This window comes from Pseudomonas brassicacearum, assembly GCF_000585995.1.
GTDB classification, from domain to species: domain Bacteria; phylum Pseudomonadota; class Gammaproteobacteria; order Pseudomonadales; family Pseudomonadaceae; genus Aquipseudomonas; species Aquipseudomonas brassicacearum_A.
Map to the genome: position 1 here is coordinate 3,275,630 of NZ_CP007410.1, position 26,500 is coordinate 3,302,129.

Here is a 26,500-nt window from a genome sequence, read left to right on the forward strand (position 1 = left end):
TGGCGGTGTTATGAAGACGTTGATTCAAGCATGACGAACCTGTATTCGCGTCTTCAAAGCTGGATATCCTCTGCAACGCTCTCAGAATATGACGCATGAGCCCTGAACCCGAGCATCCGCCGTACTGGCACTACGATAAAGAACCTCCACCAGCGGAAAATCTGGTGTTGGTCTTTGTCTTTACGTCCCTTTTTATTTTCGCGGTCTGGGCAATCGGGGCGCTGCCGGGGGTCCTGAGTGAGACAACCGGGGACTTCATGGCGAACTACCTGCAAAGCATTACCGAAACACCTTATCTGGCGGTGTTGTTCGTCCTTATTTTAGTGAGTGGCGTCATAATCGGCTTGCCCATTGGCCAGGTACCGGTGATGACCTTCAGCTTCGACGAGTCCGGGCAGCACCTCACCTTTACCCAGACGCGTCGTAACAAGGAACCTGTCGAAGTGAAGGTGCCATTCAGCGATATCCTTTGGATAGCGCCCTTCGTGACCTCCTTTTACGGCCGTTGCGGGCATTATCGGGTGGGTTTCAGGGGACCGACAGATGAACCCTTACGGTGTTGCCTGGGCTTTGAAATGCCGGTCGAGGAGATGGAATTCCACGCGACATGGTTGAAGGGTTTAATCGGCGAGCGGGTGCAGGCCTTGGACTGGGGGGGTGATTGATAACCCCGGCAACAGCCAGTTGTCTTTTTCTGATTCGACGAAACCTCTTACAATCCACCTCCCCTTATTCGGATCCTCACCATGCTGCGTCTTATCCCCCTGGCTTTTTCCCTCCTGGCCAGCCAGGCCATGGCGTATCCAGCCCTTCAAGACACCGAGCTCTATACCAAAGAGACCACCGACTGCAAGGATGTCGATCTCGCCACCTGGCAGCACCCAGCCCGCACCGTATTGGAGAAAAACGGCATCAAGCTGGAGCGCGTGCAGCTTTGTAATCAAGGACGCTATCCAATCTTCCAGGGCGAAGTTCCCTACGATCCCCAGGGTCAGACTAAAGACTTCTTCCTACCCTTGTATGAGCAACTGCGAAAGGCAAACGGCAAGTGGCCCTACGTGTTGGTCGCCAGTAACTATGGGGAGATGGTGTATGTCAGCTACCCGCAGAACGATTCGATATCCCTGGCATATGAGAACTTTGAAGCGCCGTAATGGTTTAGATTGATAAACAGCTGCGCTTCACCTATTTTGAACCCACGTCAGCGCTGCCACTTTGGCCTAATAGTGTCTTCAGATAAGTGTCTTCAGATACGCTAGGTGGCCCGGGCGAACGCCCTCCGCAGGATACGGATTCAGCCTACGTCCGCGCTGACCGAGTGCAAATTACGAGGCGATATGGAGATCACCCAAAACAACCGCCTGGTGCAAGTCGACAGCCCCCTCGGCGACAATGTCCTTGTGCTCAAGAGCCTGGAAGGCAGTGAAGAGTTGGGGCGGTTGTTCCACTACGAACTGGACCTGACCTCCGAAGACCGGGCCATCACATTCGACCAGTTGCTGGGCAAGCCGATGGGCCTGACCCTGGAGCTGTACGACGGCGGCAAGCGCTACTTCCACGGCATTGTCTGCAGCTGCCGGCAACTGACCGGCCACGGCCAGTTCGCGGGTTATCGCGTCAGTTTGCGCCCCTGGTTCTGGTTGCTCACGCGCACCTCCGACTGCCGGATTTTCCAGAACAAGACCGTGCCGGACATCATCAAGCAGGTGTTCCGCGATCTGGGGTTTTCCGATTTCGAGGACAGCCTGAGCGCCAGCTATCGCGAGTGGGAATACTGCGTGCAGTACCGCGAAACCAGCTTCGATTTCGTCAGTCGGCTGATGGAGCAGGAAGGCATCTATTACTACTTTCGCCATGAAGAGGCGCGGCATGTGTTGGTGTTGGCCGACGCCTATGGCGCCCACTCCACGGCGGCAGGCTACGACTCGGTGCCCTTCTATCCGCCGGATCGCCAAATGCGCGAGCGCGATCATTTCTACGATTGGCAACTGGCGCGGGAGGTACAACCCGGCTCGCTGGCGTTGAACGACTATGACTTCCTGCGCCCCCGCGCCAGCCTTGAGGTGCGCTCCAACGTGATGCGCAACCACAGCAACAGCGACCATCCGCTCTATGACTATCCCGGTGAATACGTACAGAGCAACGATGGCGAGCACTACGCGCGTACCCGCATCGAAGCCATTCACAGCCAATTCGAGCGCGTGCAGTTGCGCGGCCGTGCCCGAGGGCTGGGTTGCGGCCATGTGTTCAATCTGACGGGCTACGACCGTGGGGACCAAAATCGCGAATACCTGGTGGTGGTCGCACGTTATCAGATCCGCCAGGATCCCTATGAAAGCGGGCAGTCGGACCTGGACGAACAGTTCATCAGCGAGTTGGACTGCATGGACGCCAACCAGGCCTTCCGCCCTCTCCCGCTGACCCCCATGCCCATTGTCCGTGGACCGCAGACCGCCGTGGTGGTGGGGCCCAGTGGCGAGGAGATCTGGACCGACCAGTACGGCCGGGTCAAAGTGCATTTCCACTGGGATCGCCATGACCAGTCCAACGAAAACAGCTCCTGCTGGATTCGCGTGTCCCAGGCCTGGGCCGGTAAGAACTGGGGATCCGTGCAGCTCCCGCGGATCGGTCAGGAAGTGATCGTCAGCTTCCTTGAAGGCGATCCGGATCGGCCGATCATCACCGGCCGCGTCTACAACGCCGAACAGACCGTGCCCTACGCGTTGCCCGCCAATGCCACCCAGAGTGGGGTGAAGAGCCGCTCAAGCAAGGGCGGCTCACCGGCCAACTTCAATGAAATCCGCATGGAGGACAAAAAAGGCGCCGAGCAACTGTTTATCCACGCCGAGAAGAACCAGGACATCGAGGTCGAGAACGACGAGACCCACTGGGTCGGCCATGATCGCAGCAAGACCGTCGACAACGACGAAACCGTGCACGTCAAACACGACCGCACCGAAACCGTCGATAACAACGAAACCATCACCATCGGTGTGGATCGCAAGGAAAAGGTCGGCAATAACGAAACCATCTCCATCGGCGTGAACCGTACCGAGGATGTGGGCAGCAACGAGAAAATCACCATCGGCGCCAATCGCACCGAGAACGTGGGCAGCAACGAGACCATCACCATCGGTGCGGACCGCACGGAAAAGGTCGGCGCCAACGAAAAAATCAGCATTGCCAGCAACCGGACCGAGGACGTAGGCGGCAACGAGACCATCGGCATCAGTGGCAACCGTAACGAAACGGTCCAGGGCAACGAAGGCATCGAGATCAACGGCAACCAGAGCACTCAGATCGGCCAGAACGAATCCCGCGACGTCGCTCAGAACCGCACCACGGGCATCAAGCAGAACGACAGCCTGGACGTCGGCAAGCATTTTTCCCTCACGGCCGGCGACTCCATCACCCTGACCACGGGCGCGGCCAGCATCACCATGAAAAAGGACGGCACGATCATGATCAGCGGCAAGAACATCACCATCGACGGCTCTGGCGCGATCAATATCAAGGCCAGCAAGAATGTGGTCGTCAAAGGCCAGAAGATTCTGCAGAACTAGCCATGGAGCCTGTGCTATGACCGTTGAATACCACCTCCCCGCCTCCTCCACCGCCACGCCCGCGCGCGTGGAGGGCGTCGTGATTGGCGTGCTGTTGGATGTGCCCAAGGCGGACGCCCCGGTAGTGGCCTTCCCCGGTTGCCCTGCTGACACTGGCCTCGCCGCGCGCACCACCACCCCGCTCACCCGCGAAGACATCGGAGCCCAGGTCGCCCTGATGTTCGAGGCCGGCGACGTGGCCCGGCCGCTGGTGATCGGGCGCATCCAGCGCCTGCCGGAAACCGTGACGCCTGCCATCGCTCACCTGGATGGCGAGCGCTTGGAATTTACAGCCGAGCGGGAAATCGTCCTGCGCTGCGGCAAGGCCAGCATCACTCTGACCCGCGCAGGCAAAGTGATCATCCGTGGCACCTACCTTTCCAGCCGCTCCAGCGGGGTCAACCGCATCAAGGGCGGTTCGGTGCAGATTAACTAGAAGGTAGTCGATCCATGGAACTGCTCAACGCCAGCAAACTGGTGGCTGCCTACACCATGGGCATGGCAAGCGACGGCCGCGAATCCCTGGTCGTGGTGGCCAAGGGTACTTTCGATCTGCCGTTGGACGGCCGCGTCGCAACTCTCGCTGACATCCAGCAACCGCTGCTGATGGCCGACACTTTTCTTGGCGAACCGGGCCTCAGCGCCCCTCGGCAGGAAATGGACTTCGCCCCGGTCAAGCCATTTTGCGACGTACTGGTGTGTGGCAAAGCCTACGCGCCAGGCGGCCGGCCCGTGACGCAGTTGACTGCGGGCATTCGGGTTGGTCAGATGACCAAAGCCTTTTCCGTCCTTGGCCCCCGTCTATGGCAGCCAGGACTATTGGGCGCTTCTCCTGGCTTGCCGCAGCCCTTCACCGCGCAGGACATCTCGTATGCCCAAGCCTTTGGAGGCAGCCATCCGATGGCGAACGAGCCCGACATGCGTCACTGCTACCCAGCCAATCCGGCCGGTTGCGGCTGGTATCCGCACCGTCTGGGTAGTGCTGACATCCTGGGCATGCCAATGCCGAACACCGAGGAATTGGGTAAGCCAATCGACAGCCCCTCTGGCGACTTTCGTCCGATGGCCCTCGGCCCGGTTGGTCGTAGCTGGCCGCAACGCGCCCGCTTCGCTGGTACTTACGACGATGCCTGGTTGGCCGACTGCTTTCCGTTTCTGCCAGGGGATTTCGACAATCGCTACTTCCAGGCAGCCCCTGACGACCAGCAGGTTCCTCACCTGCGTGGCGGCGAGATCGTACAGCTGCTCAACCTCACGCCCCAGGAGCGTGCAGGCTTTCGCATCCCCGAAATGGCTGTGCCGGTGACTTTCTTCCTGAAAAAAGGCGGTCATGAGACTGTGCAGGCGGTGATCGACACCTTGCTGATCGACACCGACGCTCGCCATGTGCAGTTAACCTGGCGTGTTTCCCGTCCGCTACGCCGCAATATGTTCGAGATCGCTCAGGTGCTGGTCGGCACTATGTCTACGGGCTGGTGGCGCGCCCGTGAACTGGGCAAGGGTTATTATCCGTCGCTCTCCTCCCTGGTGAAAGGCAAGCCGGCTGCCGAGGAGGCGAACTGATGACTGCGCTTTGTATTATCGGCTCCGGCATGGTCAGCGCGGTCGGCCTCAGCGCACCCGCGAGCTGCGCGGCGATCCGCTGTGCCATCGACAATTTCCAGGACACCCGTTTCATCGACCAAGGTGGCGAATGGCTGATTGCAGCCAGCGTGCCTCTGGAACAGCCCTGGCGCGGCCGCACCAAGCTGATCAAGATGGCCGCCCGTGCCGTCGCCGAGGTGCTGCAAAGCACCCCCAACGTCGACCCGGAAAAGACCCCGCTGCTGCTGGGAGTAGCGGAAGTCGAGCGCCCCGGCCGCCTTGAAAGACTCGATAAGGAGCTGCTGCACGCTATCGAAGCCGAGCTGGGCCTGCGCTTTCATCCCAGCTCCAGCGTCATCGCCCGTGGACGGGTCAGCGCTGCCGTGGCCCTGCTCAATGCGCGTACGCTGATCTACCAGGGCGGCCATCGCCACGTACTGATTGCCGGCGTCGATTCCTTCTTGAACGGACCGACACTGGGTGCTTTCGAAGCACGCGAGCGCCTGCTCACCAGCCAGAATTCCAACGGTTTTATCCCCGGCGAAGGTGCCGCCGCCGTGGTGCTGGCCGCCCCAGTCGCCAGCGAAGAACCGCAATTGGCCTGCATCGGTCTGGGGTTCGGGATGGAGAAGGCCACAGTGGAGGCCGAAGACATTCCCCTACGCGCCGAAGGCCTGACTCAAGCTGTACGGGCGGCCCTGAGCGAAGCCGGCTGTGGGTTGGAGCAAATGGATTATCGGCTCACCGACATCTCCGGCGAGCAGTACTACTTCAAGGAAGCCTCCCTGGCCCTCAGCCGGACCCTGCGCGTGCGCAAAGAGTTCTTCCATCTCTGGCACCCGGCCGACTGCATCGGCGAAGTCGGCGCCGCCATCGGTCCGGCCATGCTCGCCGTGGCGTTGGCCGCCAGTCGCAAGGGTTATGGCGAAGGCCCGAATATCTTCTGCCACCTTGGCAACGACGCCGGCGAACGCGCCGTTGCACTGCTCAGTTATCAGATCGTGAGGGCCGCCTGATGGCCAACGAAGTCTTCGCCAACAATATGGAGGTTTCCTGCAAGGCGGCCGACGGCAAGTCGGTTGCCTGCTTTCCGGATGTCTGCTTCACCCCACCCCAGGCCCCGCCCACCCCGCTGGGGGTGCCGATTCCCTACCCCAATACCGGCTTGGCCAAGGACACCACCAGGGGCACGCGAACGGTGAAGATCAGTCGTAAGGAGGTCATGCTCAAGGATAAGAGCTACTTCAAGACCAGTTATGGGGATGAAGCTGGAAATGCGCCGAAAAAAGGGATCATCACCAGCAAGATCAAAGGAAAGGTCTATTTCACGGCGTGGTCGATGAATGTGAAGTTTGAAGCTGAAAACGTCGTCCGAAATATGGACCTGACCACCCATAACCATGGCTCAACGTCCAACACACTGGCATGGCCCTATCTGGATGCGGTGGCGATGGCAGACCCCCAAAACCCTTGTGTCAAGTCAGGGGACGTGGAAAAAATAAAAGCGGCCTGCCCACCGCCAGCCAAGTCATTGTCACGCGGGGCGATACCCGGCCCGGCCGACAATACAAGCCCCGAGTGTTGTGAAGCCCGTAAGTGCATGCTCGTACCCAACTCGCCAAAAACACGTTGCTCAAAATGTGGGGGAAAGACGCCGCACCACCCGGTTCCAGTAGCGGATTTATCGACGCCCCGCCCCATAAACCCGAAAACCGGCAAGCTGAAAGTCCGTGGTGACGCTTTCGTCCCGACATACGATCACAACAAGGCCCCCTGCATATGCGTAGAAGGCGCTGACCATAACTCCCGTCAAGGCCCGACAGAAAAGCTCATGCAGCATGGACGTATCGGTAGGGCTTACGTGGTAAAACGCGATGCGATGTTGAACGGTCGTAATGACTTCACCTACGCGGAAATCAGTGACCTCTCGGCGCAAGCGGTCGCCGACGAGACGGGCTGCGATAAAAAATGCCTGAAGGCTCAGATTGACAAAGGACACGAAGACCTGGGCGTTGGTCCGGAGTCAGGTATGCGCAGGGGCGAAGTTCGCGCACCCGCCCTCGAAAAAAAGCCGAAGAACCCGGCCCCCTTGATATAGAGAAGCCATCATGAGTAATGAAGACTCCCTGTTTTTTACCTGTGGCCTGATTGTAAAGGCGGGCACAATCATTGTCCCCGCGCAGTACAACTCCCTGCCGGACGAACAAATGTCCAGGGTCGCCTTCTGCTTCGATGGAAACTGGGTCTACAACGATGTAGATAACGACGTCATAGGGGCAGCCTGCTTCAGACGCAAGGACAACAGCCTCTGGATGCTTGGACGAAATGGCAACCTTCGTCATGTAACGTCGGGCTCGGCGGACTTCACCCTGGACAATATCCGAGGAAAGTTCGAAAACGATCGCATCGAGACGGGCCGGCTTGGCGAGTTACTTTGCATAAGGGAAATCGAAAGCGAGTTGTACATCTGCGGTCAGTCATCCCAGGTTTATCGTTACTCACACGGTGCCTGGGTGAACATGAGCCCGCCCGGCGTGAAAGTGGGCTCCCCGACCCTGGAAAACCTGGATGGCCTGTTGCATAACGATATTTATGCCGTGGGTGAAAAGGGCCACATCCTGCACTATGACGGGGCGCGCTGGAGCACGCTGGATTCCCCAACCAATCGCCCACTGTCACGGGTACTGTGCAAGAGTGAAAATCAGGTTTATGCCTGTGGCAATGACGGTCTGCTACTCATGGGCAACCGCGATAAGTGGGATGTCATTGACACCGAGAGAACCATGAATTTCTGGGACATGGCGCTGTACAACGGGCATCTATACCTTTCCCATGTGCACGGCCTCGTTCGATATGACGGACAGAACTTCTTCGATATCGACACGGGCATCAACCCTCCTCCCGGCGCCCATAAACTTGATGCCCGTGATGGACTGCTTTACTCCTTTGGTGTTGACGACATACTCAAGTTTGATGGCAGTCAGTGGGAGCGGTTGATATGTCCACACAACACTTGAGTTTGGCCACCGAGTCGGTAATTCCGATGCATTGCTCATGAACAACTCGCTATCCCTGGTGGTCGAGCAACACGCAGAAGAAGTCGGCTTCCTTGCCACCCTACGCGACTATGCCCTACGCGCTCCGCACTACGACATCGAGCACCTCGACAACCTCGATAACCGCCTCGACGCCCACCTCGACGGCTTGCGAATCGCCGGGCAAACAGGCCTTGAAACGCTGCTGTCCCAACTCGGTCCACACGCCATCGGCGAGATGTTCGCCAGTGTGGTGCTGGCTTTCGAGGCGGGTAACGCGCAGGTGTTGTCGCGGCTCAGCGAGCACTTGCGCAGTGCCACGGGGAAAGCCATGGAAAGCACTGCGGAAACGGAGCGCGGTTATCTGATGGCCCTGGGTTGGCTCGACTGGGAACGAATAGCGCCTTGGATCGACCGCATGCTCGCCGCCCCTGCCCCGCTGTTCCGCCGCCTCGGCCTCGCGGCCTGTGGCATGCATCGCCACGACCCCGGCCCTGCCCTGCTGACCGGACTTTCCGATGCCGACCCCAGCGTGGTGGCACGCGCCGCCCGCACCGCCGGTGAATTACGTCGACGGGACTTGCTGCCGACGATTCGGGCCCACCGCCGACACCAGGATCCAGCCACGCGTTTCTGGGCCAACTGGGCCACTGCGCAAATGGGCGATGAGCAAGCCTTGGAACCCCTGCGCGAGTTTGCCGAGCAATCGGGCGAGTTCCAGTACCGCGCATGCTGTGTATTGCTGGCCTGGCAGAAGCGCGAACCCAGCATCGCCTGGATACGCCAGCTGGTACAGAATCCTGCGCAGCGGCGCATCGGCATCCAGGCCCTTGGGTTACTGGGCGATCCGGTCAGCGTGCCGTGGCTGATCCAGCAGATGAGCGACCTGCCTTATGCCCGCGTCGCCGGGGAAGCCTTCAGCCTGATGACTGGCGCCGACTTGGCGTTGCTTGACTTGGAATTGAAGGACTCGCCGGACTTCGATGCGGGCCCGAACGACGACCCTCAGGACCCCAATGTCGCCATGGACCCCGATGAGGACCTGCCTTGGCCCGATCCGCAGGCAATCGAAGTCTGGTGGCAGGCTCATGGTGGCGATTTCCAAGTGGGTACTGGTTATGTGTTGGGGTTAGCGCAGAGCGAAAGCAGTTTTCGGCAGGCCCTTGTCCGGGGCCAGCAACGCCAGCGCATTGCCGCCGCTTGTGGCGTTGCACGCTATCGGCCAAACGAAGTGCTTTTCCCTACCAGCGCACCGGCCCGGCGGCAAAAGCGGCTGCTGGGCAAACCGGCGGGATTGGGGCGATGAACCGTACACGTGCAGCAATGATTGAACCGTCGAACCTGCGAGCTGCATCCTACGGGGACTTGTCGGCTGCGCCCTTCCTGGTACGGCTCTTGCGCTGCAGGGTGGTGCGCAGTTGGTCCAGTTGCCCCTCCAAGGTGTCGGCTCGGGCCTGCTGGGCGACCATCGTGTAACGCACCTCGTCGAGGGCGAGCAGGGCCTCTTTCAGACGCGTTTCGAGCGAATGCCGTTGCTGCTCGCCCTGCTCTGCTGCCAGCTCGGCGCGCGTTTGTAGCTCCGCTGCCTGGCGTTGCGTTTCGAGGAGCTGGCTGCGGGTCTGCTCAGATCGGCGTTGCAGTTCATCGAACTGGCGCCGCAGCTCGCGGCACTCGACCAGGCGTGCCTTACTCTCCTCGCGCGCACGGTCGACTTCACGGTGGGCCCGCTCTTCCACGCCACGCACATAGGTTTCCTGGGAGAGCCGCTCCTGTTCAGCCTGTCGCTGCGCGTCTTGCAGTTCCTGCTGCAGGTTCTGCACCTGCAGCTGCATTTCGCTGCGCGACTGTTGCAGCTCGCCGCGCTGGTGCTGCAAGTCATCGATCTGCGCCTGGCGCTGTTCGAGTAATCGCTCGAGGTCATTGAGGCGCACTTCGATGGCTTGCCGAGCCGCAGTGGCTTCCATAGCTTGCTGGCGAGCGCGGGCCGCGTCCTGGCGGATCTGCTCTTGCGCCATCGCCAGCTGTTCACGCTCGCTGTCGAGCACCTGGCGCTGGGCGCTTAGCCCTTGCTCGACCACGCCTTGGGCCAATGTGGTCGCCTGCTGCCAAATGTCCACGAAGGCCTGCGCGACCTCCGTCGGTAACTCGGGCAGCCGCGTTTCGCCGCGCAGGCGCCCCGCCAATCGTTCCCACCATTGATCGAGCAAGGCGCCGACCCGTGCAGGGCTGCCGCGACCCAGCTCCAGGCGTACACGCTCTACCGTGGGCCGCTCACCGCGCGCCAACACGGCATCCGCCGCTTCGAACACCGCCGTTTCCGGTACGCCTACCGCCATTGTCGTGCCCTCCGCTATATTAGGTCTGATAAGAGATTGTTATCCGACTCTATAATCTTGTAACCAAATTTATAATACGTTGAACGTAATGAATAATACAGATACTCCGCAAGTGGTATTAGAAGGACCGCTGGAACTGCATGGACTGGCCGAAAACACCCGCGCCGCCGCCGAAGCGTTCATTGCCGCCGGCACCGCCGCCAATACGGTGCGCAGCTACCGCAGCGCCTTCGCTTACTGGGCGGCCTGGTTGCAGCTGCGCTACAGACGTGCGCTCGGTGATGGCGCCCTGCCGCCTTCCGTGGTGGTGCAGTTCATCGTCGATCATCTTGCTCGTCCGGACGGCGCTGGCGGCTGGACGCACTTGCTGCCCGCCAACGTCGATGCGGCACTGATCGCCGCCAGTGTCAAAAGCAAGCCGGGGGTGCTGGCATTCAGCACCGTCAGCCACCGCCTGGCGGTATTGGCCAAATGGCACCGTTTGAACGAGTGGGATAACCCCTGCGAAGTCGCGGCGGTCAAGACCCTGCTGCGCGAGGCGCATAAGGCCCAGGCGCGCCAGGGCGTCACCCTGCGCAAGAAGACCGCCGTGGTTCTTGAACCGCTGCAGGCGATGCTGGCCACCTGTACTGACGGCGTGCGCGGGCTACGCGACCGCGCCCTGCTGCTGTTAGCCTGGAGTGGCGGAGGTCGGCGCCGCTCTGAAGTGATTGGCTTGCAGATCGAGGACCTGCGTCGGCTCGACACCGACACCTGGCTCTATGCGCTCGGTGCGACCAAGACCGATACCGGTGGGGTGCGCCGGGAAAAACCGCTCCGTGGCGTGGCGGCGCAAGCGCTAAACGCTTGGCTGGCAGCGGCACCGGCCTGCACCGGACCGCTGTTTCGTCGGTTGTACAAGGGCGGCAAGGTGGGTACGTCAGGACTGTCCGGCGACCAGGTCGCCCGCATCGTCAAACGCCGTGCGCAACTGGCCGGTTTGGACGGAGACTGGGCGGCCCACAGCCTGCGTTCCGGCTTTGTCACGGAAGCCGGCCGCCAGGGTGTTCCCTTGGGTGAGGTGATGGCAATGACTGAACACCGCAGCGTGACTACCGTGATGAGCTACTTTCAAGCCGGTGAATTGCTGAACAGTCGCGCCGGGGATTTGCTCAAGCCGGACCAGGATTCGCAACATCCGCCGGGTAGCCAGGACCATCGTTATCCGGTTAAGAACTAACCTATTCTGTCGCGCTGCGACTGACATCAAACTGTCACCAATCCATCCCTGAAACGCCATATCCCCTGAGTACTGTCCTCGCCAATGAGATCGATCTCAAGCGAGTGACAATGACTGATTTAAAAGAAGTGGCACGGTTGGCGGGGGTATCGCGGGCGACTGCGGCGCGTACCTTTGCGTCCCCTGAAGTGGTCCGTCCAGCCACCCGGGAACAGGTCTTCGCCGCCGCGCGCCAGCTGGGTTTCCGGCCTAATCGTCTCGGCCGCCAACTACGCCTGCAAGTGACCAAGCTGATCGGCGTGGTGGTGCCCAACCTGCTCAACCCGGTCTTCGCCGAGCAATTCCAGGCGATGGAGCGCGCGGCGCGTCTGCGCGGTTACAACCTGCTGCTGGCCACGACCGACTACAGCAGCGAGCGTGAAAGCGTGGTGGTCGAGGAGTTGTTGCGACAGCGCGTCGATGGCCTCGTTCTCACGGTGACCGACGCCGAGAGTAACCGCGTGCTGCAAAACCTGGACAACGAGGACACACCTTTTGTCCTGGCCTATCACCAGCCGGGCAATCCGGACTACAGCGCCGTGTCGGTGGACAATCGCGCCGGCATGGCCCTCGCCACCCGTTATCTGCTGGAAGCCGGTCATTGGCGCATTGGCATGGTTGCGGGCCCTGCCCTGCAGTCCGACCGCGCTCGCCAGCGGTATGCCGGTTATTGCGACGCGATGCGCGAGGCCGGCCTCGACAGCCTGCCGGTGATTGAAATGCCGGCCCACACCCAGGCCGACTTCGCCGCCATCGAGCCACTGCTGCAAGGCCCGCAGGCGCTCAGCGCGTTGGTCTGCTCCAACGATTTATTGGCGATCAGCCTGATTGCGCAGCTGCGGCGCAACGGTTGGCACGTGCCCAAGCAACTCTCGGTCATTGGCTTTGATGGCATCGCCCTTGGCACCCAGATGCACCCGACGCTGTGCAGTGTCGTCCAGCCCATCGAAGCGCTGGCCTGCACCGTGATCGACCAACTGCTGGCGCAGATCGCCGGCGCCACACCGGTTTCCCATTGCCTGCCCTGCCATATCCGACCGGGCGAAAGCACTCAACCCTACGAGGAGACGCTTGATGATCCGCTTCAGTAAAACCCTGGCGACGTTGCTGCTGTGCGGCGTTGCCAGCCTGGCCCAGGCCGCCGAGACGGCGATTTGCTACAACTGCCCGCCGGAATGGGCCGACTGGGGCACGCAACTCAAGGCAATTGCCGATACCACTGGAGTACAGGTCCCGCTGGACAACAAGAACTCCGGGCAGGCATTGGCGCAACTGGTGGCCGAACAGGCCGCACCGGTGGCTGATGTGGTGTATTACGGTGTGACGTTTGGTTTGCAGGCGCAAAAGGCCGGGGTGGTCGGCACTTATAAACCCAAGGGCTGGGAGCAGATCCCGGCAGGTTTGAAGGACCCGCAGGGACATTGGTTTGCCATTCATTCCGGCACCTTGGGCATCATGGTCAACGTCGATGCGCTGGGTGGCCTGCCCGTGCCGCAAAGCTGGGGCGATCTGCTCAAGCCTGAATACAAAGGCATGGTTGGCTACCTGGATCCGTCCAGCGCGTTCGTCGGCTACGTCTCTGCCGTCGCGATCAACCAGGCCATGGGTGGGAGCCTGGACGACTTCGCTCCGGCGATCGATTACTTCCAGAAACTGGCGAAAAACTCGCCCATTGTGCCTAAGCAGACGGCTTACGCGCGGGTGCTGTCCGGCGAATTGCCGATCCTGGTGGATTACGATTTCAACGCCTATCGGGCCCGTTACAAGGACAAGGCCAACGTTGCCTTTGTGATTCCCAAGGAAGGCAGCATCAGCGTGCCTTACGTGATGAGCATCGTCGGCAACGCCCCCCATCGGGCCAACGCCGAGATAGTCTTGGATTTTGTGCTGTCCGAACAAGGCCAGGCGCTTTGGGCCAAGGCGTACCTGAGGCCGGTGCGAGCCATGAAGATGCCTGCCGATATCGCCGCGCAGTTCCTGCCTGACAGCGATTACGCCCGGGCTGGCGTGGTCAACTACGAGCAAATGGCGGCGGCGCAGGAAGCCTTTTCCGCACGTTACCTGCGAGAGGTCAAGTAAGTGACCGCCTCGGTAATAAAAACCCAGGAAGTCCGCTCGGGCCGGGCCACGGCGCCGCCTTTGCGGCTGACCGCGGCCTGGGCCCTGGCGCCTGCCGCAGCGGTGTTGTTCGCGTTCTGGCTGTTGCCGTTGGCACACCTGATCGTACTGGGTGGGCAAAGTCGTGATGGCAGCGCGAGCGGCTATTGGCAGGTGCTGAGCAGCGCGCAATACCTGGGCAGCCTGGCGCAGACCTGCCTGCTGGCCCTGGCGACAACCCTTGCGGCGCTGCTGGTGGGCGGCATCAGTGGTTTTTTTCTCAGTCGCCAGCGTTTCTTCGGTCGTTCGCTCCTGGTCGCCTTGTTGACTTTCCCACTGGCATTCCCCGGTGTGGTCGTCGGGTTCCTGGTGATTCTGCTGGCCGGTCGACAAGGCTTGTTTGCCAGCCTCGGCATGGAGCTGGCGGGTGAACGCTGGATTTTTGCCTACTCGCTGATGGGACTGTGCATCGGTTACCTGTACTTCTCGATCCCGCGGGTGATCCTCACGGTGATGGCCGCGTGCGAAAGCCTGGATCGCAGCCTGGAAGAGGCGGCTCAATCACTGGGGGCCGGACCTTGGCGGGTGACCTGTGATGTCATCGTTCCGGGGCTGGCGCCAGCACTGGTGTCCTGCGGGGCGATCTGCTTTGCGACGTCCATGGGGGCGTTCGGTACGGCTTTCACCTTGGGTACCCGGCTCAACGTGACACCGGTGGCGATCTACAACGTGTTCACCAACTACGCCAATTTCGCCGTGGCCGCCGCATTGTCGGTGGTGCTGGGGGCGCTGACCTGGGCGGTGCTGCTACTGGCCAGGCGCCTGGCGAAAAATTCGAGGACAGTCTTGTGAAGCGCTCAACGTTGTTTGTCGGGCAATTGGTGTTCACCTTGCTGGTATGCGCCTTCATGTTGGTGCCGGTCTTGATGTCCCTGCTGGCCGGGCTGACGCGCAATTATTTCCAGGGCGTGTCCAGCGGTCTGACGTTCGATTGGCTGGTGCAAGTCTGGCAAGACTATTCGCCCACGGTCTGGCTATCCCTGCAGTTGGCCCTGGCTTGCGCGGTGTGCGTCTGTGTGGTGGGTGTGCCGGCGGCTTACGCGCTGGTGCGGATGAACAATCGCTTCAGCCGCGGGTTCGAGGAGTTGATGGTGCTGCCCGTGGCAATGCCGGGCCTGGCCAGCGCCTTGGCGTTGCTGCTGACTTACGGGCAATACGGCGGGTTCCGCAGCAGCTGGCTATTCATTCTCGTCGGTCATGTGCTGTTCACCCTGCCGTTTCTGGTACGTCCGGTCATGGCCGTGATGCAACGCCAGCAACTGCCCGTCCTGGAAGAAGCCGCGGCCAGCCTTGGCGCCGGGCCACTGCGGCGATTCTTCAGTGTGGTGGTACCCAACTGCAGGGCGGGGATTCTCGCCGGGGTATTAATGGTCGTCACCCTGTCACTGGGCGAGTTCAACCTGACTTGGATGCTTCATACGCCGATGACCAAGACGCTGCCGGTGGGCCTGGCTGACAGTTATGCCTCGGCCAGGCTGGAAGTTGCCAGCGCCTACACCCTCATATTCCTGCTGATGATCGTGCCGCTGCTGATTGCGTTGCAGGCCATCAGCGCCCGCCTTTCCCGTGGAGAAAAACGATGAGCGGAACCACCATTCGCCTGGCGGGTTGCCGCAAGGCATTCTCTGACGGCACCGTTGCCGTACATGACCTGGACTTGACGATTGAAGCCGGGGAAACCCTGGCGATCCTCGGCCCGTCCGGTTGCGGTAAAACCACCACTTTGCGCCTGATTGCCGGGCTTGAGCGGCCGGATGTGGGGCAGGTGTTTTTTGGCGACACCGAGGTCACCCGTTTACCCATCGAACGTCGCGATGTGGGCATGGTGTTCCAGAACTATGCGCTGTTTCCCAACCTGGATGTGGCCGGCAACATCGTTTATGGGCTGAAAGTTCGCGGCGTATCACCCGCTGAGCGCAACAAGCGTTGCTCAGAGTTGTTGGAACTGGTCGGCCTGCAGGATCACGGCAAGCGCAGCATCCACGAGTTGTCCGGCGGTCAGCGCCAGCGAGTCGCCCTCGCCCGCGCCCTGGCGCCCAGGCCCCGGGTATTGCTGCTCGATGAACCCTTGGCGGCGTTGGATGCGCAGTTGCGTGAACGCTTGCGCAGCGAGTTGGATCAGCTGCTACGCCATCTGGGCATTACCGCCGTGTTCGTCACTCACGATCAGGGCGAAGCCATGGCCCTGGGCAGTCGGATCCTGGTCATGGCGCAGGGCCGCGTCGCGCAGTTGGCCAGCCCGCGGGAAATCTATCAGCAACCCGCCAACGCCTTTGTCGCCAGTTTTGTCGGCAACCTCAATGCTTTTGCGGTGATCGAGCACACCCTCCAAGGCTTGAAAGTCCATGGCGGAGAGTTGCCTTGGCGCGGACGCGGGCTGCCTGCCACGGTCTATTGCCGCCCGGAGCATTTACGGGTGATGGAGGGCGAAGGACACCTGCGTGGGTGTCTGGTCGGTCAGTTTTTTCAAGGTGCTCAAAGCCGACTGTTGGTGGACATCGGCGCCGCCCAGCCGTTGCTGGTGGACAGCACCGACAGCACTATTCATGCCCCAGGCACCCTGCTCGCCTTGGCCATCGAGCCCCAGGCGCTGTTCACCCTGTCATCGTGATTTGTGTTCTTTAGAGGACTTATTTTGAATCATCCGTTTCTCATTGCGCAGATCAGTGACCTGCACCTTAAAGCCGGGGAAAAACTGACCTATGGCGTCGTTGATACCCTCGCCGCGTTGCGGCGTGCGGTCGACCATTTGAACGCCCATGTTCCACGCCCCGACATCGTGGTGATCAGTGGCGATCTGGTGGACTTCGGTCGACCTGATGAATATGCCGTGTTGCACCCCGAACTGGCGCGCCTGCACATGCCTTGCTATCTGGTGCCCGGGAACCATGACAATCGCGAGCATCTGCGGGCAGCATTTGCCGATCATGACTACCTGCCGAGCGTGGTCGGTGCGCCCCTGGATTGGGTGGTTGAGGAATATCCGCTACGCCTGATCGGCCTGGACAGCACCATTCCCGGCGGCCATGGCGGTCAGTTGCTGGACAGCCAACTGCGCTGGCTCGATGAACAACTGGCCAGTCGTCCCGACGTGCCAACGCTATTGGTCCTGCACCACCCACCGTTTATCAGCGGCATTGGCCACATGGACCGCGAACCGTTCATCAACGCCTCGGCACTGGAGCAGGTCATCGCCCGTCATCCGCAGGTGGAGCGCTTGCTGTGCGGACATTTGCATCGGCCGATGCAGCGACGCTTCGGCGGCAGCCTGAGTTGCGTGTGTCCTGGCACCTCACATCAAATTGTCCTGGATCTCCAGACAAGCGCTCCCGCGCATTTCAACCTGGAGCCCGCCGGGTACCTGTTGCACCACTGGCATGGGCAGGGACTGGTGAGCCATAACGGCGTGTTTGGCGAGTATCCCGGGCCGTATCCGTTTTATGACGCTCATGGATTGATCGACTGACAACCCAGGGACTTTTACGGTGTTGTTTTTTGAAGGCGCTCCTCGGAGGTTTTAACCACAGTCCCCTCTATCGATTGAAGATTCCCTAGCGTTTTATTCAACCCAGCGGCCCATCACCTGATCGGCCGATGGCGTCCTGCTGCCTTTTCAACATGCCCGGAACAGAGATTCCGCGGTGGAGTGCGTCCTGATGAAAGCCCTATTTCAAGTATTGAGTTTATTAACCGGCGGCATGAGTGTTGTCATGAGCCCGTTGGCGTCTGCTGATTTTATCAACGACAGCAAAGCCAACTTGAACTTGCGCAACTTCTACTTCAACAACGACAACCGCGACGGAGCCGCCGCACCTTCGAAGACCGAGGAATGGGGCCAGGCTTTCATGCTCAATTATCAGTCCGGGTTTACCGACGGCACCGTGGGGTTCGGTCTGGACGCTATCGGATTGCTGGGGTTGAAGCTCGACAGCGGCGCGGGTCGTCATGTCGGTAGCTCAATGTTCCCCAACGACGGTGACAAGGCCGCGGATCAATGGGCGCGTCTCGGTGCAACGGCAAAGATGCGCGTCTCCAAGACCGAGCTGCGGTACGGCACCTTGCAACCGAAATTGCCGATTCTGGTTTCCAACGATGGCCGCCTGCTGCCGCAAACCTTCGAGGGTGGGCAAGTCACCAGCAATGAAATCGACAACCTGACCTTCACTGCCGGGCAACTGGAACACGCCACCGGCCGTGCTTCCAGCGACAGCGCCGGCCTGGCCGTGGCGGGCGGCAGCCAGGAAAGCAATAAATTCACTTTCGCCGGTGGCGATTACAAGCTGACCAAGGATCTGACCGCCCAGTATTACTACGCCAATCTTGAGGATTATTACCAGCAGCACTTCGCCGGTCTGTTGCATGTTTTACCACTGGGTGAGTACGGCTCGTTGAAAACCGACTTGCGCTACTTCAAGACCACCTCCGATGGCAAGAACAGCAGCGCGGCCGGTCGCGCCAGTGGCTACAAACTCGGCGGCTATACCAAAGACGGTAGCGGTGAAATCGACAACGATACCTGGAGCGCGGCGTTCATTTACTCGCTGGGTGGCCACGCCATTACCGCGGGCTATCAACGCGTTTCCGAAGACAGCAACTTTACCCAACTCAACCAGGGCGGCCTGGTGGGTAAAGGCGAAGGTGGCGCGAGTCTTTATCTCTACACCGACCGCACCATCCAGACCTTCATCCAGGCCGGCGAGCGTACGGCATTCGCGCAATATGCCTATGACTTCGCAGCGCTCGGTGTTCCGGGCTTGAAGGCTTCGGTGATGTACCTCAAGGGCGACAATATCCAGACCGCCAGCGGCCAGGATGCCAGTGAATGGGAACGTGATATTTCCCTGGACTATGTGATTCAGAGTGGCGCGTTGAAGAACGTCGGTTTCGGCTGGCGCAACGGCATGTCGCGAAGCGATATTGCCCGCGACCAGGATCAGAATCGGTTGATTGTGAGCTATAGCATTCCTTTGATGTAAGCCGTCAGCTTCATTGACGAACGTGATCCAGCGCTTTGATCGGGAGGTCAATCGTCGCGCAAGAAGCCGGAGTGTCCCGCTACGGTTTCTTGCGAAATGGGCGGATGCCAGAGGTGTCGATAAGCGCTGGCATTTCTTGTATCTGGTTGAGCTGACGCCTCTTCAACATTTTTTTAAGAAAAAAGGTGGCTTTTTAAAAACCTGCTACATTCGAGTGTGAGATGGATTCTCACAGACATCAGGAAGGTACAGGGATGACCAATTTCGACGCTGCCGCAGGCATCAGCGTGACGGAGCTCAACACCTTGTTGGGCGAGTATTACCAGAACGCCCCCAGCACTAATGACCCATTCAAGGGCAGCCTGCCCAAAACCCTGCCAGACCTCGGAGCAGTGACGCTGACTTGGGATGTCGGTGCTGCGCCTAGCCTTGCTTTCGGTCCTCCCTCCCCAGCTATCTGGAATGCCGCGCTTGCGCCGAACGGCGAAACCAATGGCGCCCAGAGCATCCCTTTGCCCAGTTTGCCAATGATCCAACTCACCGTGCCGATGCTGACGGCCAGCTACACGCTGGGTAGTGCGCCCGCGGTAGGCGGTACCGCCCCGAGCGTAGTGGTCTACGCCACGCTCACCTTTACGCCGGGAACACTGGCACTCGACTTGGTGGCAGTGTCATTGGACGAGAGCAAATTCTCCGCGTGGGACCAAGCCATATTCAACCTGATGCTGTTGCCGCAGATATTCACCTCTGCTAATCAGATGCTGGCCCTCGTGCACCTGCCCAACCTCGATTGGAACGGTGTGACACTCAACCCTGTACAGCTGCAACTGACTGCAAGCTATTTGCTCGGTGCGACGACGCTGACCACCAACACCAATGCGCTGGATATCGACGGAGTAACCTGGCCCACCGATCCGGTGTTCGTGATCGCCAGCAATGCGCTGATCAACACGGCAATGGCTGTTTTCTTGAAGCCTTACCAAGGGTATCCGTTCTCCGACAGCGGCGACTTCAAAAAACTGGCCGATTGGAGCTACAACGGCTCGATCTCCTCGCTCTCGGCCACAGTCAAGCAGGTGGCCCCCTTGACCATCAATGCACAGTTGAGCGCTTCGCTCAATGCGCAGGCCACCCTTACTGCGGCGGGCATGGCCCTGGCGGCGGCAGGTTGTGCCCTCGGTGCGGCCCTGCTGTAACCCTCAAATTCCTTGCCGGAGCAACGCCCATGTCGAGCATGTTTGATTACGATGTTTCCATCAGTCCTTCGCCCGCCGAAATCGATCTGACCGTGGCAGTCGACGGCGTCGCTATCAGCGCGACGATATCGTCGGTGCCTTCGCTGACGTTTAAATTGACGCCGACTGGAAACCTGGCCCAGAAGATTCTGTCCGCGGTTGCCTATCCCATTGCGACCCTCATCGCCGCAGAGGTCAAGGACAAACCCAAGGACGCGTTGCAAGGCAAAGTCGAGTCCATTGGCTCTGTGCCCAACTACGATACCAATGGTATCCGCATCGCCCCCAGCGCACTGACGTTGGGTAGCGTCAACATCGGTGATAGCACGATGTTGAAAATCGTCGCGACGCTGGCGATCACCACTCCCCCCTCTACCAGCGTCTGATCTGCCTACGAGAGCGCATCGCATGCCTACTATCGACGACTTCCTGCCGAAATTGACGGCTGCCTCCGGCCCAGTCTCCTTGGCCGCCACCCTGCCCCGGCAATTTTCGGTATCGGCTTGTGGCCCCTATCCATTGGCGAGCCACGTGGACATTCCCAGTAATTCCAACGGTGGCGAATTACTGCTGGGATTGAACGACATCTCGGTGTCGCCAGTGACGTTGTTATCCATCGTTACCGACCATGATCCCCGCCGTATCGTGGTGACCCTGGCGCCGATGCAACTGAACGGAACCTACGACCTGTTTGGCCTGGAAAGTGCGAAGGTGCAATTGGATACCGGTGGATTGATGGCGCCGCTGGCAAGTTTTGCCGTGGGTGCGAGTACTGTTGATGATTCCGATCCACCGACTATCACCGAGAAACAGTATGACCAGCTGCAGCAAGCCAACGATCAGCGTACCCAGTTGAATCAGACTGCAAATGGCCGCTCTCTGCTGGATACGTTCAACCAGCATAATGATGCCTATACCGATGTTTTCAATAACAATTCGCAGTTGCGCACGTCCTGGGCAAAGGGTGGTGCCATTGCAGAGATGTTCGATTACACGTCGCAAGCGCTGGCTACATCGGGTATGCCGGTCAATCCGCAGGACAAGCTATTTGGTACCCAGCAGTTGTCCTACAATATGCACGCGTTCTCGCAGAAAATTCATCTTTATTACGCCTGTCTAAAACCCTACCCCGATGCCGCGGTGGCCGCGTTGAGCTTTCAGGCACAAGTTGCGACCAACACCCAAAACACGCAGCAGACGGTGGTGCCAATGACTGCCGATTCTGTCTACAACACCGTCAACACAGCCCCCCCCGCGAATCAGGCAGCGCTCCAGCTGCAGATCCAAAGCCTGCAGGAGACGTTCGCGCGAATCGCCGACAATACCCATGACGACACGGATCTGGATCTATGCGTCCAGCACGGCTTCGTCATGGACCCCGACACCATAGTGCGTGTGCAAGCCATCTATGCCGAGTCATTGCGTTTGCACGATCCCAAGCGCCGCTTGCCTCTGCATAGTGGACCATTCTCCAGCTCTCTCGCCGAAAGCCACTTCGTCTTCGCCCTCAGCGAGCAGCCCGATGGCGCACTGACCCTCAAGTTGCAACGCAGCAGTTTGAGCGTGCCGGCACTGGACCTTGACAGCGCGCAATGGCAGGGCCAGGCCGGTGAAATTGGACGCTCGCGCCTGGGTAGCGCCAACTTCATCCGAGGCATCCTCGAAGACCGCATTGCCAGCCAACTGACTCGCGTACTGCGAACACTGGCCAGCCAGGAGGCATGATGTCGGCAAGCAATTCCATTGCCGCTGTCATCGCGCAGCAGCCGATCGCATCGTCGTCATCCGTGTACGCGCGCATCAGCGAAGAACTGCTCGCCGAAGACCTCGTGCGTTTCCGGCAGGAAGTGGAGCTGGCGTTGCAACCACAGGCGCCCTACCTCACCGACGTGGAACGGCAGATGTTTGCCGGCGGTAAAAAGATACGTCCCTTGGTCATGCTCCTGTCGGCGCGGCTAATCGCGCAGGATGGGCCTCTGTCCGACAAGGTCTACAAAGGCGCGGCATCGCTGGAGATGCTGCATGTGGCCACCTTGATTCATGACGACATCGTCGATGAGGCTCAGCTGCGACGCGGACTGCCATCGGTGTCGGCGGCTCGCGGCAGCAAAACCGCGCTGCTGATCGGTGATCTGCAATTCGTACAGGCGCTTCGCGGGTTCGCCACCGCCGTGGATACCGAGCGCGACATGACCTTGGTGCGGTTGGTGCTGGATACCGCGTTCGATATCTGCCGAGGGGAGTTGGACGAATTGGACCGGACCTTGCCCGAGGATCACGATGCACGCCTGGCGCGCTACTACCAGACCATCGACCGCAAGACCGCAGTCTTGTTTCGGTTGGCCTGCCAGGGGGGTATCGATCTGGCCGGTGGGCGTAGCCGTGATGCCCGCCGCGGTGGCTTCTTCGGGCGCGCCTTGGGTCGTGCGTTCCAGATCATGGACGACGTGCTCGATGTGGTGGAGTACGAAAGTTCGGCGGGCAAGCAGTCAGGTATCGACCTGTTACTGGGTCGACTGTCGCTGCCGCTGATCTATGCGATGGAAACGCTCGGCCCGACACATGCAATCAGCCAATCACTGCGCGAAGGCACGCCATTGGCGGGTCATCGTTTGGGCGATGCATTGGACGACTTGCGTGATTGTGGCTGTATCGACAAGGCCTACGCGGCTGCCCGGCGCGAAGCCTTGCAGGCGCTGTTCTATCTTGAGCCATTTCCTCCAGGCCGCTATCGCGATGCCCTGGAGGAGCTGACCCTGCACGTCATTGACCGCCCCCTGAACGGCTGACCTCGCACCTGACGGAGCCCCCATGAGCACCTTGATGAGTTTTTTTCTCGACACGCTGCAACCATGCGTCAACGACCCGAACAACGCCAAGCTGTGGCTGCCCGGACAACTGGTGCAGATGAAGGGAGGCGATGGCAATCCGGTCCTGCCGGTACACGCCGACCAGCAGGACCTGGGCTACCTGACCGGCTCCAACGGCGACTATCTCGCCGAGCAATTTGCCGAAAACTGGTCCATCGTCAACCAAGAGGACGCCGTACCCGATCCTAAAAAACCAGATCCGCACCTGAAGCTGTCCGCAGTCCTGGTGGACGGTCTGCAAAACCTCTTCGTCAACCCAGCGTCCTCCACAATCACGGGCCAAGGCTACTCCATCACCCTGCCACTGCTGTTCAATTACTATAACGGAGCCTCAAGGCAGACGGACTTGCCGCCGCTTACGATGTCCGGCAACTATCACATCGACCAGTCCCTCCAGATCGGGGACGCACCCAACACTTCGACCACTGACATCGTCGGCAGCGGTGCATTCACCGTGGTGTTCAGCGAATGCATGTTGACGGCGAAGGTCGGCGTGACCATCGAAGGCGCTGGCGCAACGCGCTCGCTGGCCTTCGCAGTGAGCGAACTACTAGTGACCGGCGTGCAGGACAAACCGGTGAGTTTGAACTTCAAGCAGCTCACTCTGGATGGCGACTTTGTGGGCAAAGATCAGCTAATTGAATCGATCAGGGAGGCACTAAACAGCGCCGAAGGCCAGGCAGCCATGGTCGGCGCGTTAAGCAGCATGTTGAATTTGCCCTCCAACCTGCAAAGCGTCAACGACATGCTCGGCACACAGGCCGAGAACCTCATGTCCAGTGTGTTCGGGCCGCTCCCCACCCAAGGCCTGCCCAATGACGACAGTGGCCAGGACGCGGCCTCGCCGGTGGACCTGTTCCTGTTCGATCGCACGCGCGTGGCGTTGAACGAAGCGAACAGTAACTGGTATCTCCCGTGGCAACTCGCGTGCTCGTCGGATCCGGTGCTGGAGCCTTATTCCAATCCTCAAATCGATGTACCCGATCAGACGTACGGGGGGCTGAAGTACACCAACATTCAGTTGACCAAACTGACGCTTACGGGCGGTTCCAACGCTCAAGCACCGTTGTCGGCGGTCACGCTCAGCACTCCGCGGATTGCCGCCACGCTCAATTTCGGCGCTCTGGCGGCGGGGCCGGTACGGCAGCTCGACCGCCCGGGCCCGACGGTCAGCCAGCCCGTTCCACCGGCGCCGCCGCTCACCGTGAACGCCGGGTTCTCGCTGACCCAGCAAGGCCTCAAGCCAGTCCTACTGCAGGGCACCCTGACCGCGACTGTGGTCAACCTGCAAAGCTCGCTGACGATCACCCCATCAGGCGCCGATGTGAATGCCTTGACGCTCACGATCAGCGATATCAGCGCAAACCTGGACAGTGCCCAGATAGGTGTGTCGGTGACGCTGACGCCTCACGATGTCTCACTGGAGCAGCTCATCGGCCATTTGTTCCAGAAACCCGAAGTCCAGTCACAGATCGCCAAAGCGCTGAACAATGCGCTCAGCGCCCAGGCGCCGCAGCTATCGGAAGAGTTCAGCCAGATCGCGCGTAAAGCCATCCTCAACCAACTCAACAGTTAGGAGCACACCATGTCCGACAGTCAACTCGTCCAATTGCTGGAAAACATGCTATTGACGCCCGCCTCCGACTTCTACCTGTCCACGATTCTCTACAACCCGGACGGTAGCGCCCTGGACCCACTGACCATCGCCGAAGTGGACCTGGGCTCATTCACGATCGAAAAGATTCCGATCGACATCGTTATCAAGAAACTGCATATCCTCGGACTGAGCAACAGCCAGGTGAAGCTCGACAATGGAACCGACCCCGAGATCGTCGTCGACGGCAGCACCGTGACTTTCCATGGCAAACAGCCCAATACACAGGATGGGTACCAACGCCCCCCCTCCGTACCCAACCAGATCCAGGCCAGTGGCGAATTGCACGTCAACCTGAACCACGTCGACATGCCACCGGGTACTTTCAGCCTGACCATCAACCACGTCGATGACCTGACCGGGGTCTTCAGTGCTACCGAGGCGGTGGATGGACAGCTCGACACCGCAGTCGTCAACTTCAGCGCGTTGTCGGTCAATCCGGTCGTCGGCAATGGCAACATAAAGATCGATATCGATCTGGCGACCGTCTTTAAAGCCACCATCAACCAACTGCTCAATGAGGACGCCAACCAGACGAAGCTCATCACCGCGCTCAATGGCCAGCTCTCCAACCCCGATCTGCTCGCCAGCCTGTCGCAGGTCGCCACCAGGGAAGCCCGCAAGGCCTTGGCCACTATCTGATTGAAAAAGGAGTTTCGACCATGTCCACCGACTTCATCGCAGGCCTTTCGCAATCGTTATTGAACAACGCCAGTGAATCCATTTTTCCCACCATAGCGCCCAAGCTGGGCGACACCGCAAACATCCCCGAAGCGAACGCGAGTTTGACCTGGAGCGTATCTGCACCACCGACATTCAGTTTGGCCGCCAGCGGTAGCGGTCAAACTTTCATGGTCAGCATGCCGGTGGAGCTGTCCGTGACCGTGACCGGCGGGGACCCCACCAGCAGCACAGTCGGTGCCAATGCCAGTGCACGGGCAACAGTAGATGGCAACGGTGTGGTGCGGTTGTCAGTGACCGATATCAACTTTGTCACCGATGATCCGTTTGTGAACGAAATCCTGGACGCCTTGAAGAGTGATATCGCCAGCAGGGTGAACAGCCTGATATCCGCCATCGCCATACCGCTGGGGCCCGTCAACGGTATCACCTTTGCCGGATACGCCCTGTTGATCGATGGCGGTAACGCCTATGCGGCCGGCGGATTGTTCTCGCCGGTGGCGATCAGCCAAAAGCAACCGCCATCCAATGGCGGCTTCAACCTGGTACTCACCGAGCCGCTGATCCAACAGGTCGTCGCCAATCTGTGGTGGAGCACAGTACAGAAGACCTATTCGGCCAGCGGTGCCGTCGTGCATCTCAACAGTTACAACGCTTCGGTCAACAACGGTAACCTGACGCTGACGCTCAACTTGAGCGGTAGCTACAGCTTGGGCCCGGCAGACTGGGATATTTCCATCAGCCCAGTTACCGCGACGCTGCAGGTGGTGGTGGATGCACAACGTAACATCCGTATAAGCGGCGGCAGTGTTTCTCGCCCATCGGTCAACATCACGCCCTCCAATTTCTGGGCGTGGATGGCGACGTTGGGCGGTGGTGTGATCTCCTCCATTACCCTGGCGATCCTCAACGATGTGGTAGGAGGCCAGATCCAGGAAACGATCCAAGGTCAGTTGGCCCAGAGCCTGCTGCAAATCCCGGATCTGAGCGGCAATTTCGAAGGTTTCACTCTGCAGGTGACGCCTCAGAACCTGAACATCACAGGCGTGGGCAATCAGATCCTGCTGACAGGTACCGCCAGCGTCACCGCCAGCTAAACGATATCCCGGCGG

General features: G+C 60.0%; 25 protein-coding genes. 24 read left to right on the forward strand and 1 reads right to left on the reverse strand.

Going from position 1 to position 26,500, the window contains the following annotated elements:
- Positions 1-95 precede the first annotated feature (95 nt).
- The 9 genes from CD58_RS14250 to CD58_RS14290 all read left to right on the forward strand — a co-directional run bounded on the left by CD58_RS14250 (position 96) and on the right by CD58_RS14290 (position 9,527).
- Positions 96-665, forward strand: coding sequence for a hypothetical protein (locus CD58_RS14250; protein WP_025213672.1), 570 nt, complete (start codon positions 96-98; stop codon positions 663-665).
- Positions 666-746: 81 nt separating this feature from the next.
- Entirely contained in the window at positions 747-1,154 is a 408-nt protein-coding gene (locus CD58_RS14255; protein ID WP_025213673.1) for a hypothetical protein, read from the forward strand.
- 183 nt (positions 1,155-1,337) lie between these two features.
- Positions 1,338-3,563, forward strand: coding sequence for a type VI secretion system Vgr family protein (locus tag CD58_RS14260; protein ID WP_025213674.1), 2,226 nt, complete (start codon positions 1,338-1,340; stop codon positions 3,561-3,563).
- A 16-nt stretch (positions 3,564-3,579) separates the two neighbouring features.
- Positions 3,580-4,038: a DUF6484 domain-containing protein gene (locus tag CD58_RS14265; protein WP_025213675.1), complete on the forward strand. Its 459-nt coding sequence runs from the start codon at positions 3,580-3,582 to the stop codon at positions 4,036-4,038.
- A 14-nt stretch (positions 4,039-4,052) separates the two neighbouring features.
- Complete coding sequence (locus CD58_RS14270; RefSeq protein WP_025213676.1) at positions 4,053-5,165, forward strand: DUF2169 family type VI secretion system accessory protein; 1,113 nt, start codon at positions 4,053-4,055, stop codon at positions 5,163-5,165.
- Positions 5,162-6,202: a hypothetical protein gene (locus tag CD58_RS14275; RefSeq protein WP_144238569.1), complete on the forward strand. Its 1,041-nt coding sequence runs from the start codon at positions 5,162-5,164 to the stop codon at positions 6,200-6,202. Before CD58_RS14270 ends, CD58_RS14275 begins: the two co-directional genes overlap by 4 nt.
- Positions 6,202-7,284, forward strand: coding sequence for a PAAR-like domain-containing protein (locus CD58_RS14280; protein ID WP_025213678.1), 1,083 nt, complete (start codon positions 6,202-6,204; stop codon positions 7,282-7,284). The genes CD58_RS14275 and CD58_RS14280 overlap by 1 nt, the downstream gene beginning before the upstream one ends.
- Positions 7,285-7,294: 10 nt before the next feature.
- Complete coding sequence (locus CD58_RS28775) at positions 7,295-8,203, forward strand: hypothetical protein (RefSeq protein WP_025213679.1); 909 nt, start codon at positions 7,295-7,297, stop codon at positions 8,201-8,203.
- A gap of 37 nt (positions 8,204-8,240) precedes the next feature.
- Complete coding sequence (locus CD58_RS14290; RefSeq protein ID WP_025213680.1) at positions 8,241-9,527, forward strand: TIGR02270 family protein; 1,287 nt, start codon at positions 8,241-8,243, stop codon at positions 9,525-9,527.
- A gap of 49 nt (positions 9,528-9,576) precedes the next feature.
- Here the strand turns inward: CD58_RS14290 and CD58_RS14295 are convergent, their stop codons facing one another.
- Positions 9,577-10,557 carry a DNA-binding protein gene (locus CD58_RS14295; RefSeq protein ID WP_025213681.1) on the reverse strand — a complete coding sequence of 327 codons (981 nt, stop codon included), beginning with the start codon at positions 10,555-10,557 and terminating at the stop codon, positions 9,577-9,579.
- An 88-nt stretch (positions 10,558-10,645) separates the two neighbouring features.
- On the opposite strand from CD58_RS14295, the gene CD58_RS14300 reads away from it, so the two are divergent.
- The 15 genes from CD58_RS14300 to CD58_RS14370 all read left to right on the forward strand — a co-directional run bounded on the left by CD58_RS14300 (position 10,646) and on the right by CD58_RS14370 (position 26,485).
- Positions 10,646-11,776: a site-specific integrase gene (locus tag CD58_RS14300; RefSeq protein ID WP_080712549.1), complete on the forward strand. Its 1,131-nt coding sequence runs from the start codon at positions 10,646-10,648 to the stop codon at positions 11,774-11,776.
- Positions 11,777-11,886: 110 nt separating this feature from the next.
- Positions 11,887-12,906 (forward strand): LacI family DNA-binding transcriptional regulator, encoded by a 1,020-nt coding sequence (locus tag CD58_RS14305; RefSeq protein WP_025213683.1) that lies wholly within the window; start codon positions 11,887-11,889, stop codon positions 12,904-12,906.
- Entirely contained in the window at positions 12,890-13,894 is a 1,005-nt protein-coding gene (locus CD58_RS14310) for an ABC transporter substrate-binding protein (protein WP_025213684.1), read from the forward strand. The genes CD58_RS14305 and CD58_RS14310 overlap by 17 nt, the downstream gene beginning before the upstream one ends.
- Positions 13,895-13,954: 60 nt before the next feature.
- Positions 13,955-14,764, forward strand: coding sequence for an ABC transporter permease (locus tag CD58_RS14315; RefSeq protein ID WP_038436641.1), 810 nt, complete (start codon positions 13,955-13,957; stop codon positions 14,762-14,764).
- Positions 14,761-15,555 (forward strand): ABC transporter permease, encoded by a 795-nt coding sequence (locus CD58_RS14320; RefSeq protein WP_025213686.1) that lies wholly within the window; start codon positions 14,761-14,763, stop codon positions 15,553-15,555. The genes CD58_RS14315 and CD58_RS14320 overlap by 4 nt, the downstream gene beginning before the upstream one ends.
- Positions 15,552-16,583 carry an ABC transporter ATP-binding protein gene (locus tag CD58_RS14325; RefSeq protein ID WP_025213687.1) on the forward strand — a complete coding sequence of 344 codons (1,032 nt, stop codon included), beginning with the start codon at positions 15,552-15,554 and terminating at the stop codon, positions 16,581-16,583. Before CD58_RS14320 ends, CD58_RS14325 begins: the two co-directional genes overlap by 4 nt.
- 24 nt (positions 16,584-16,607) lie before the next feature.
- Positions 16,608-17,438 (forward strand): phosphodiesterase, encoded by an 831-nt coding sequence (locus tag CD58_RS14330; RefSeq protein ID WP_025213688.1) that lies wholly within the window; start codon positions 16,608-16,610, stop codon positions 17,436-17,438.
- 190 nt (positions 17,439-17,628) lie between these two features.
- The gene (locus tag CD58_RS14335) at positions 17,629-18,948 is read left to right on the forward strand and encodes an OprD family porin (protein WP_025213689.1); all 1,320 of its coding nucleotides are present in this window, start codon (positions 17,629-17,631) and stop codon (positions 18,946-18,948) included.
- A gap of 254 nt (positions 18,949-19,202) precedes the next feature.
- Entirely contained in the window at positions 19,203-20,144 is a 942-nt protein-coding gene (locus tag CD58_RS14340; RefSeq protein ID WP_025213690.1) for a hypothetical protein, read from the forward strand.
- 29 nt (positions 20,145-20,173) lie between these two features.
- Entirely contained in the window at positions 20,174-20,569 is a 396-nt protein-coding gene (locus CD58_RS14345) for a hypothetical protein (protein WP_025213691.1), read from the forward strand.
- Positions 20,570-20,591: 22 nt separating this feature from the next.
- Positions 20,592-21,908 (forward strand): hypothetical protein, encoded by a 1,317-nt coding sequence (locus CD58_RS14350; protein ID WP_025213692.1) that lies wholly within the window; start codon positions 20,592-20,594, stop codon positions 21,906-21,908.
- Positions 21,908-22,972, forward strand: a complete 1,065-nt coding sequence (locus CD58_RS14355; RefSeq protein ID WP_025213693.1) for a polyprenyl synthetase family protein — start codon at positions 21,908-21,910, stop codon at positions 22,970-22,972. Before CD58_RS14350 ends, CD58_RS14355 begins: the two co-directional genes overlap by 1 nt.
- Positions 22,973-22,994: 22 nt before the next feature.
- On the forward strand, positions 22,995-24,629 hold the full coding sequence (locus CD58_RS14360; RefSeq protein WP_025213694.1) for a hypothetical protein: 1,635 nt from the start codon (positions 22,995-22,997) through the stop codon (positions 24,627-24,629).
- Between the two features lie 9 nt (positions 24,630-24,638).
- The gene (locus CD58_RS14365) at positions 24,639-25,349 is read left to right on the forward strand and encodes a hypothetical protein (protein WP_025213695.1); all 711 of its coding nucleotides are present in this window, start codon (positions 24,639-24,641) and stop codon (positions 25,347-25,349) included.
- Positions 25,350-25,369: 20 nt separating this feature from the next.
- A complete protein-coding gene (locus CD58_RS14370; RefSeq protein WP_025213696.1) occupies positions 25,370-26,485 on the forward strand; it encodes a hypothetical protein in 1,116 nt (371 codons plus the stop codon).
- The last annotated feature ends 15 nt before the right edge of the window (positions 26,486-26,500 follow it).

Excerpts from the sequence above, each read along its gene's own strand:
- CD58_RS14250 (WP_025213672.1), top strand. The coding sequence starts at position 96 with ATGAGCCCTGAACCCGAGCATCCGCCGTACTGGCACTACGATAAAGAA.
- CD58_RS14255 (WP_025213673.1), top strand. The coding sequence starts at position 747 with ATGCTGCGTCTTATCCCCCTGGCTTTTTCCCTCCTGGCCAGCCAGGCC.
- CD58_RS14260 (WP_025213674.1), top strand. The coding sequence starts at position 1,338 with ATGGAGATCACCCAAAACAACCGCCTGGTGCAAGTCGACAGCCCCCTC.
- CD58_RS14265 (WP_025213675.1), top strand. The coding sequence starts at position 3,580 with ATGACCGTTGAATACCACCTCCCCGCCTCCTCCACCGCCACGCCCGCG.
- CD58_RS14270 (WP_025213676.1), top strand. The coding sequence starts at position 4,053 with ATGGAACTGCTCAACGCCAGCAAACTGGTGGCTGCCTACACCATGGGC.
- CD58_RS14280 (WP_025213678.1), top strand. The coding sequence starts at position 6,202 with ATGGCCAACGAAGTCTTCGCCAACAATATGGAGGTTTCCTGCAAGGCG.
- CD58_RS28775 (WP_025213679.1), top strand. The coding sequence starts at position 7,295 with ATGAGTAATGAAGACTCCCTGTTTTTTACCTGTGGCCTGATTGTAAAG.
- CD58_RS14290 (WP_025213680.1), top strand. The coding sequence starts at position 8,241 with ATGAACAACTCGCTATCCCTGGTGGTCGAGCAACACGCAGAAGAAGTC.
- CD58_RS14295 (WP_025213681.1), bottom strand. The coding sequence starts at position 10,557 with ATGGCGGTAGGCGTACCGGAAACGGCGGTGTTCGAAGCGGCGGATGCC.
- CD58_RS14300 (WP_080712549.1), top strand. The coding sequence starts at position 10,646 with ATGAATAATACAGATACTCCGCAAGTGGTATTAGAAGGACCGCTGGAA.
- CD58_RS14305 (WP_025213683.1), top strand. The coding sequence starts at position 11,887 with ATGACTGATTTAAAAGAAGTGGCACGGTTGGCGGGGGTATCGCGGGCG.
- CD58_RS14310 (WP_025213684.1), top strand. The coding sequence starts at position 12,890 with ATGATCCGCTTCAGTAAAACCCTGGCGACGTTGCTGCTGTGCGGCGTT.
- CD58_RS14325 (WP_025213687.1), top strand. The coding sequence starts at position 15,552 with ATGAGCGGAACCACCATTCGCCTGGCGGGTTGCCGCAAGGCATTCTCT.
- CD58_RS14335 (WP_025213689.1), top strand. The coding sequence starts at position 17,629 with ATGAAAGCCCTATTTCAAGTATTGAGTTTATTAACCGGCGGCATGAGT.
- CD58_RS14340 (WP_025213690.1), top strand. The coding sequence starts at position 19,203 with ATGACCAATTTCGACGCTGCCGCAGGCATCAGCGTGACGGAGCTCAAC.
- CD58_RS14345 (WP_025213691.1), top strand. The coding sequence starts at position 20,174 with ATGTCGAGCATGTTTGATTACGATGTTTCCATCAGTCCTTCGCCCGCC.
- CD58_RS14350 (WP_025213692.1), top strand. The coding sequence starts at position 20,592 with ATGCCTACTATCGACGACTTCCTGCCGAAATTGACGGCTGCCTCCGGC.
- CD58_RS14355 (WP_025213693.1), top strand. The coding sequence starts at position 21,908 with ATGTCGGCAAGCAATTCCATTGCCGCTGTCATCGCGCAGCAGCCGATC.
- CD58_RS14360 (WP_025213694.1), top strand. The coding sequence starts at position 22,995 with ATGAGCACCTTGATGAGTTTTTTTCTCGACACGCTGCAACCATGCGTC.
- CD58_RS14365 (WP_025213695.1), top strand. The coding sequence starts at position 24,639 with ATGTCCGACAGTCAACTCGTCCAATTGCTGGAAAACATGCTATTGACG.
- CD58_RS14370 (WP_025213696.1), top strand. The coding sequence starts at position 25,370 with ATGTCCACCGACTTCATCGCAGGCCTTTCGCAATCGTTATTGAACAAC.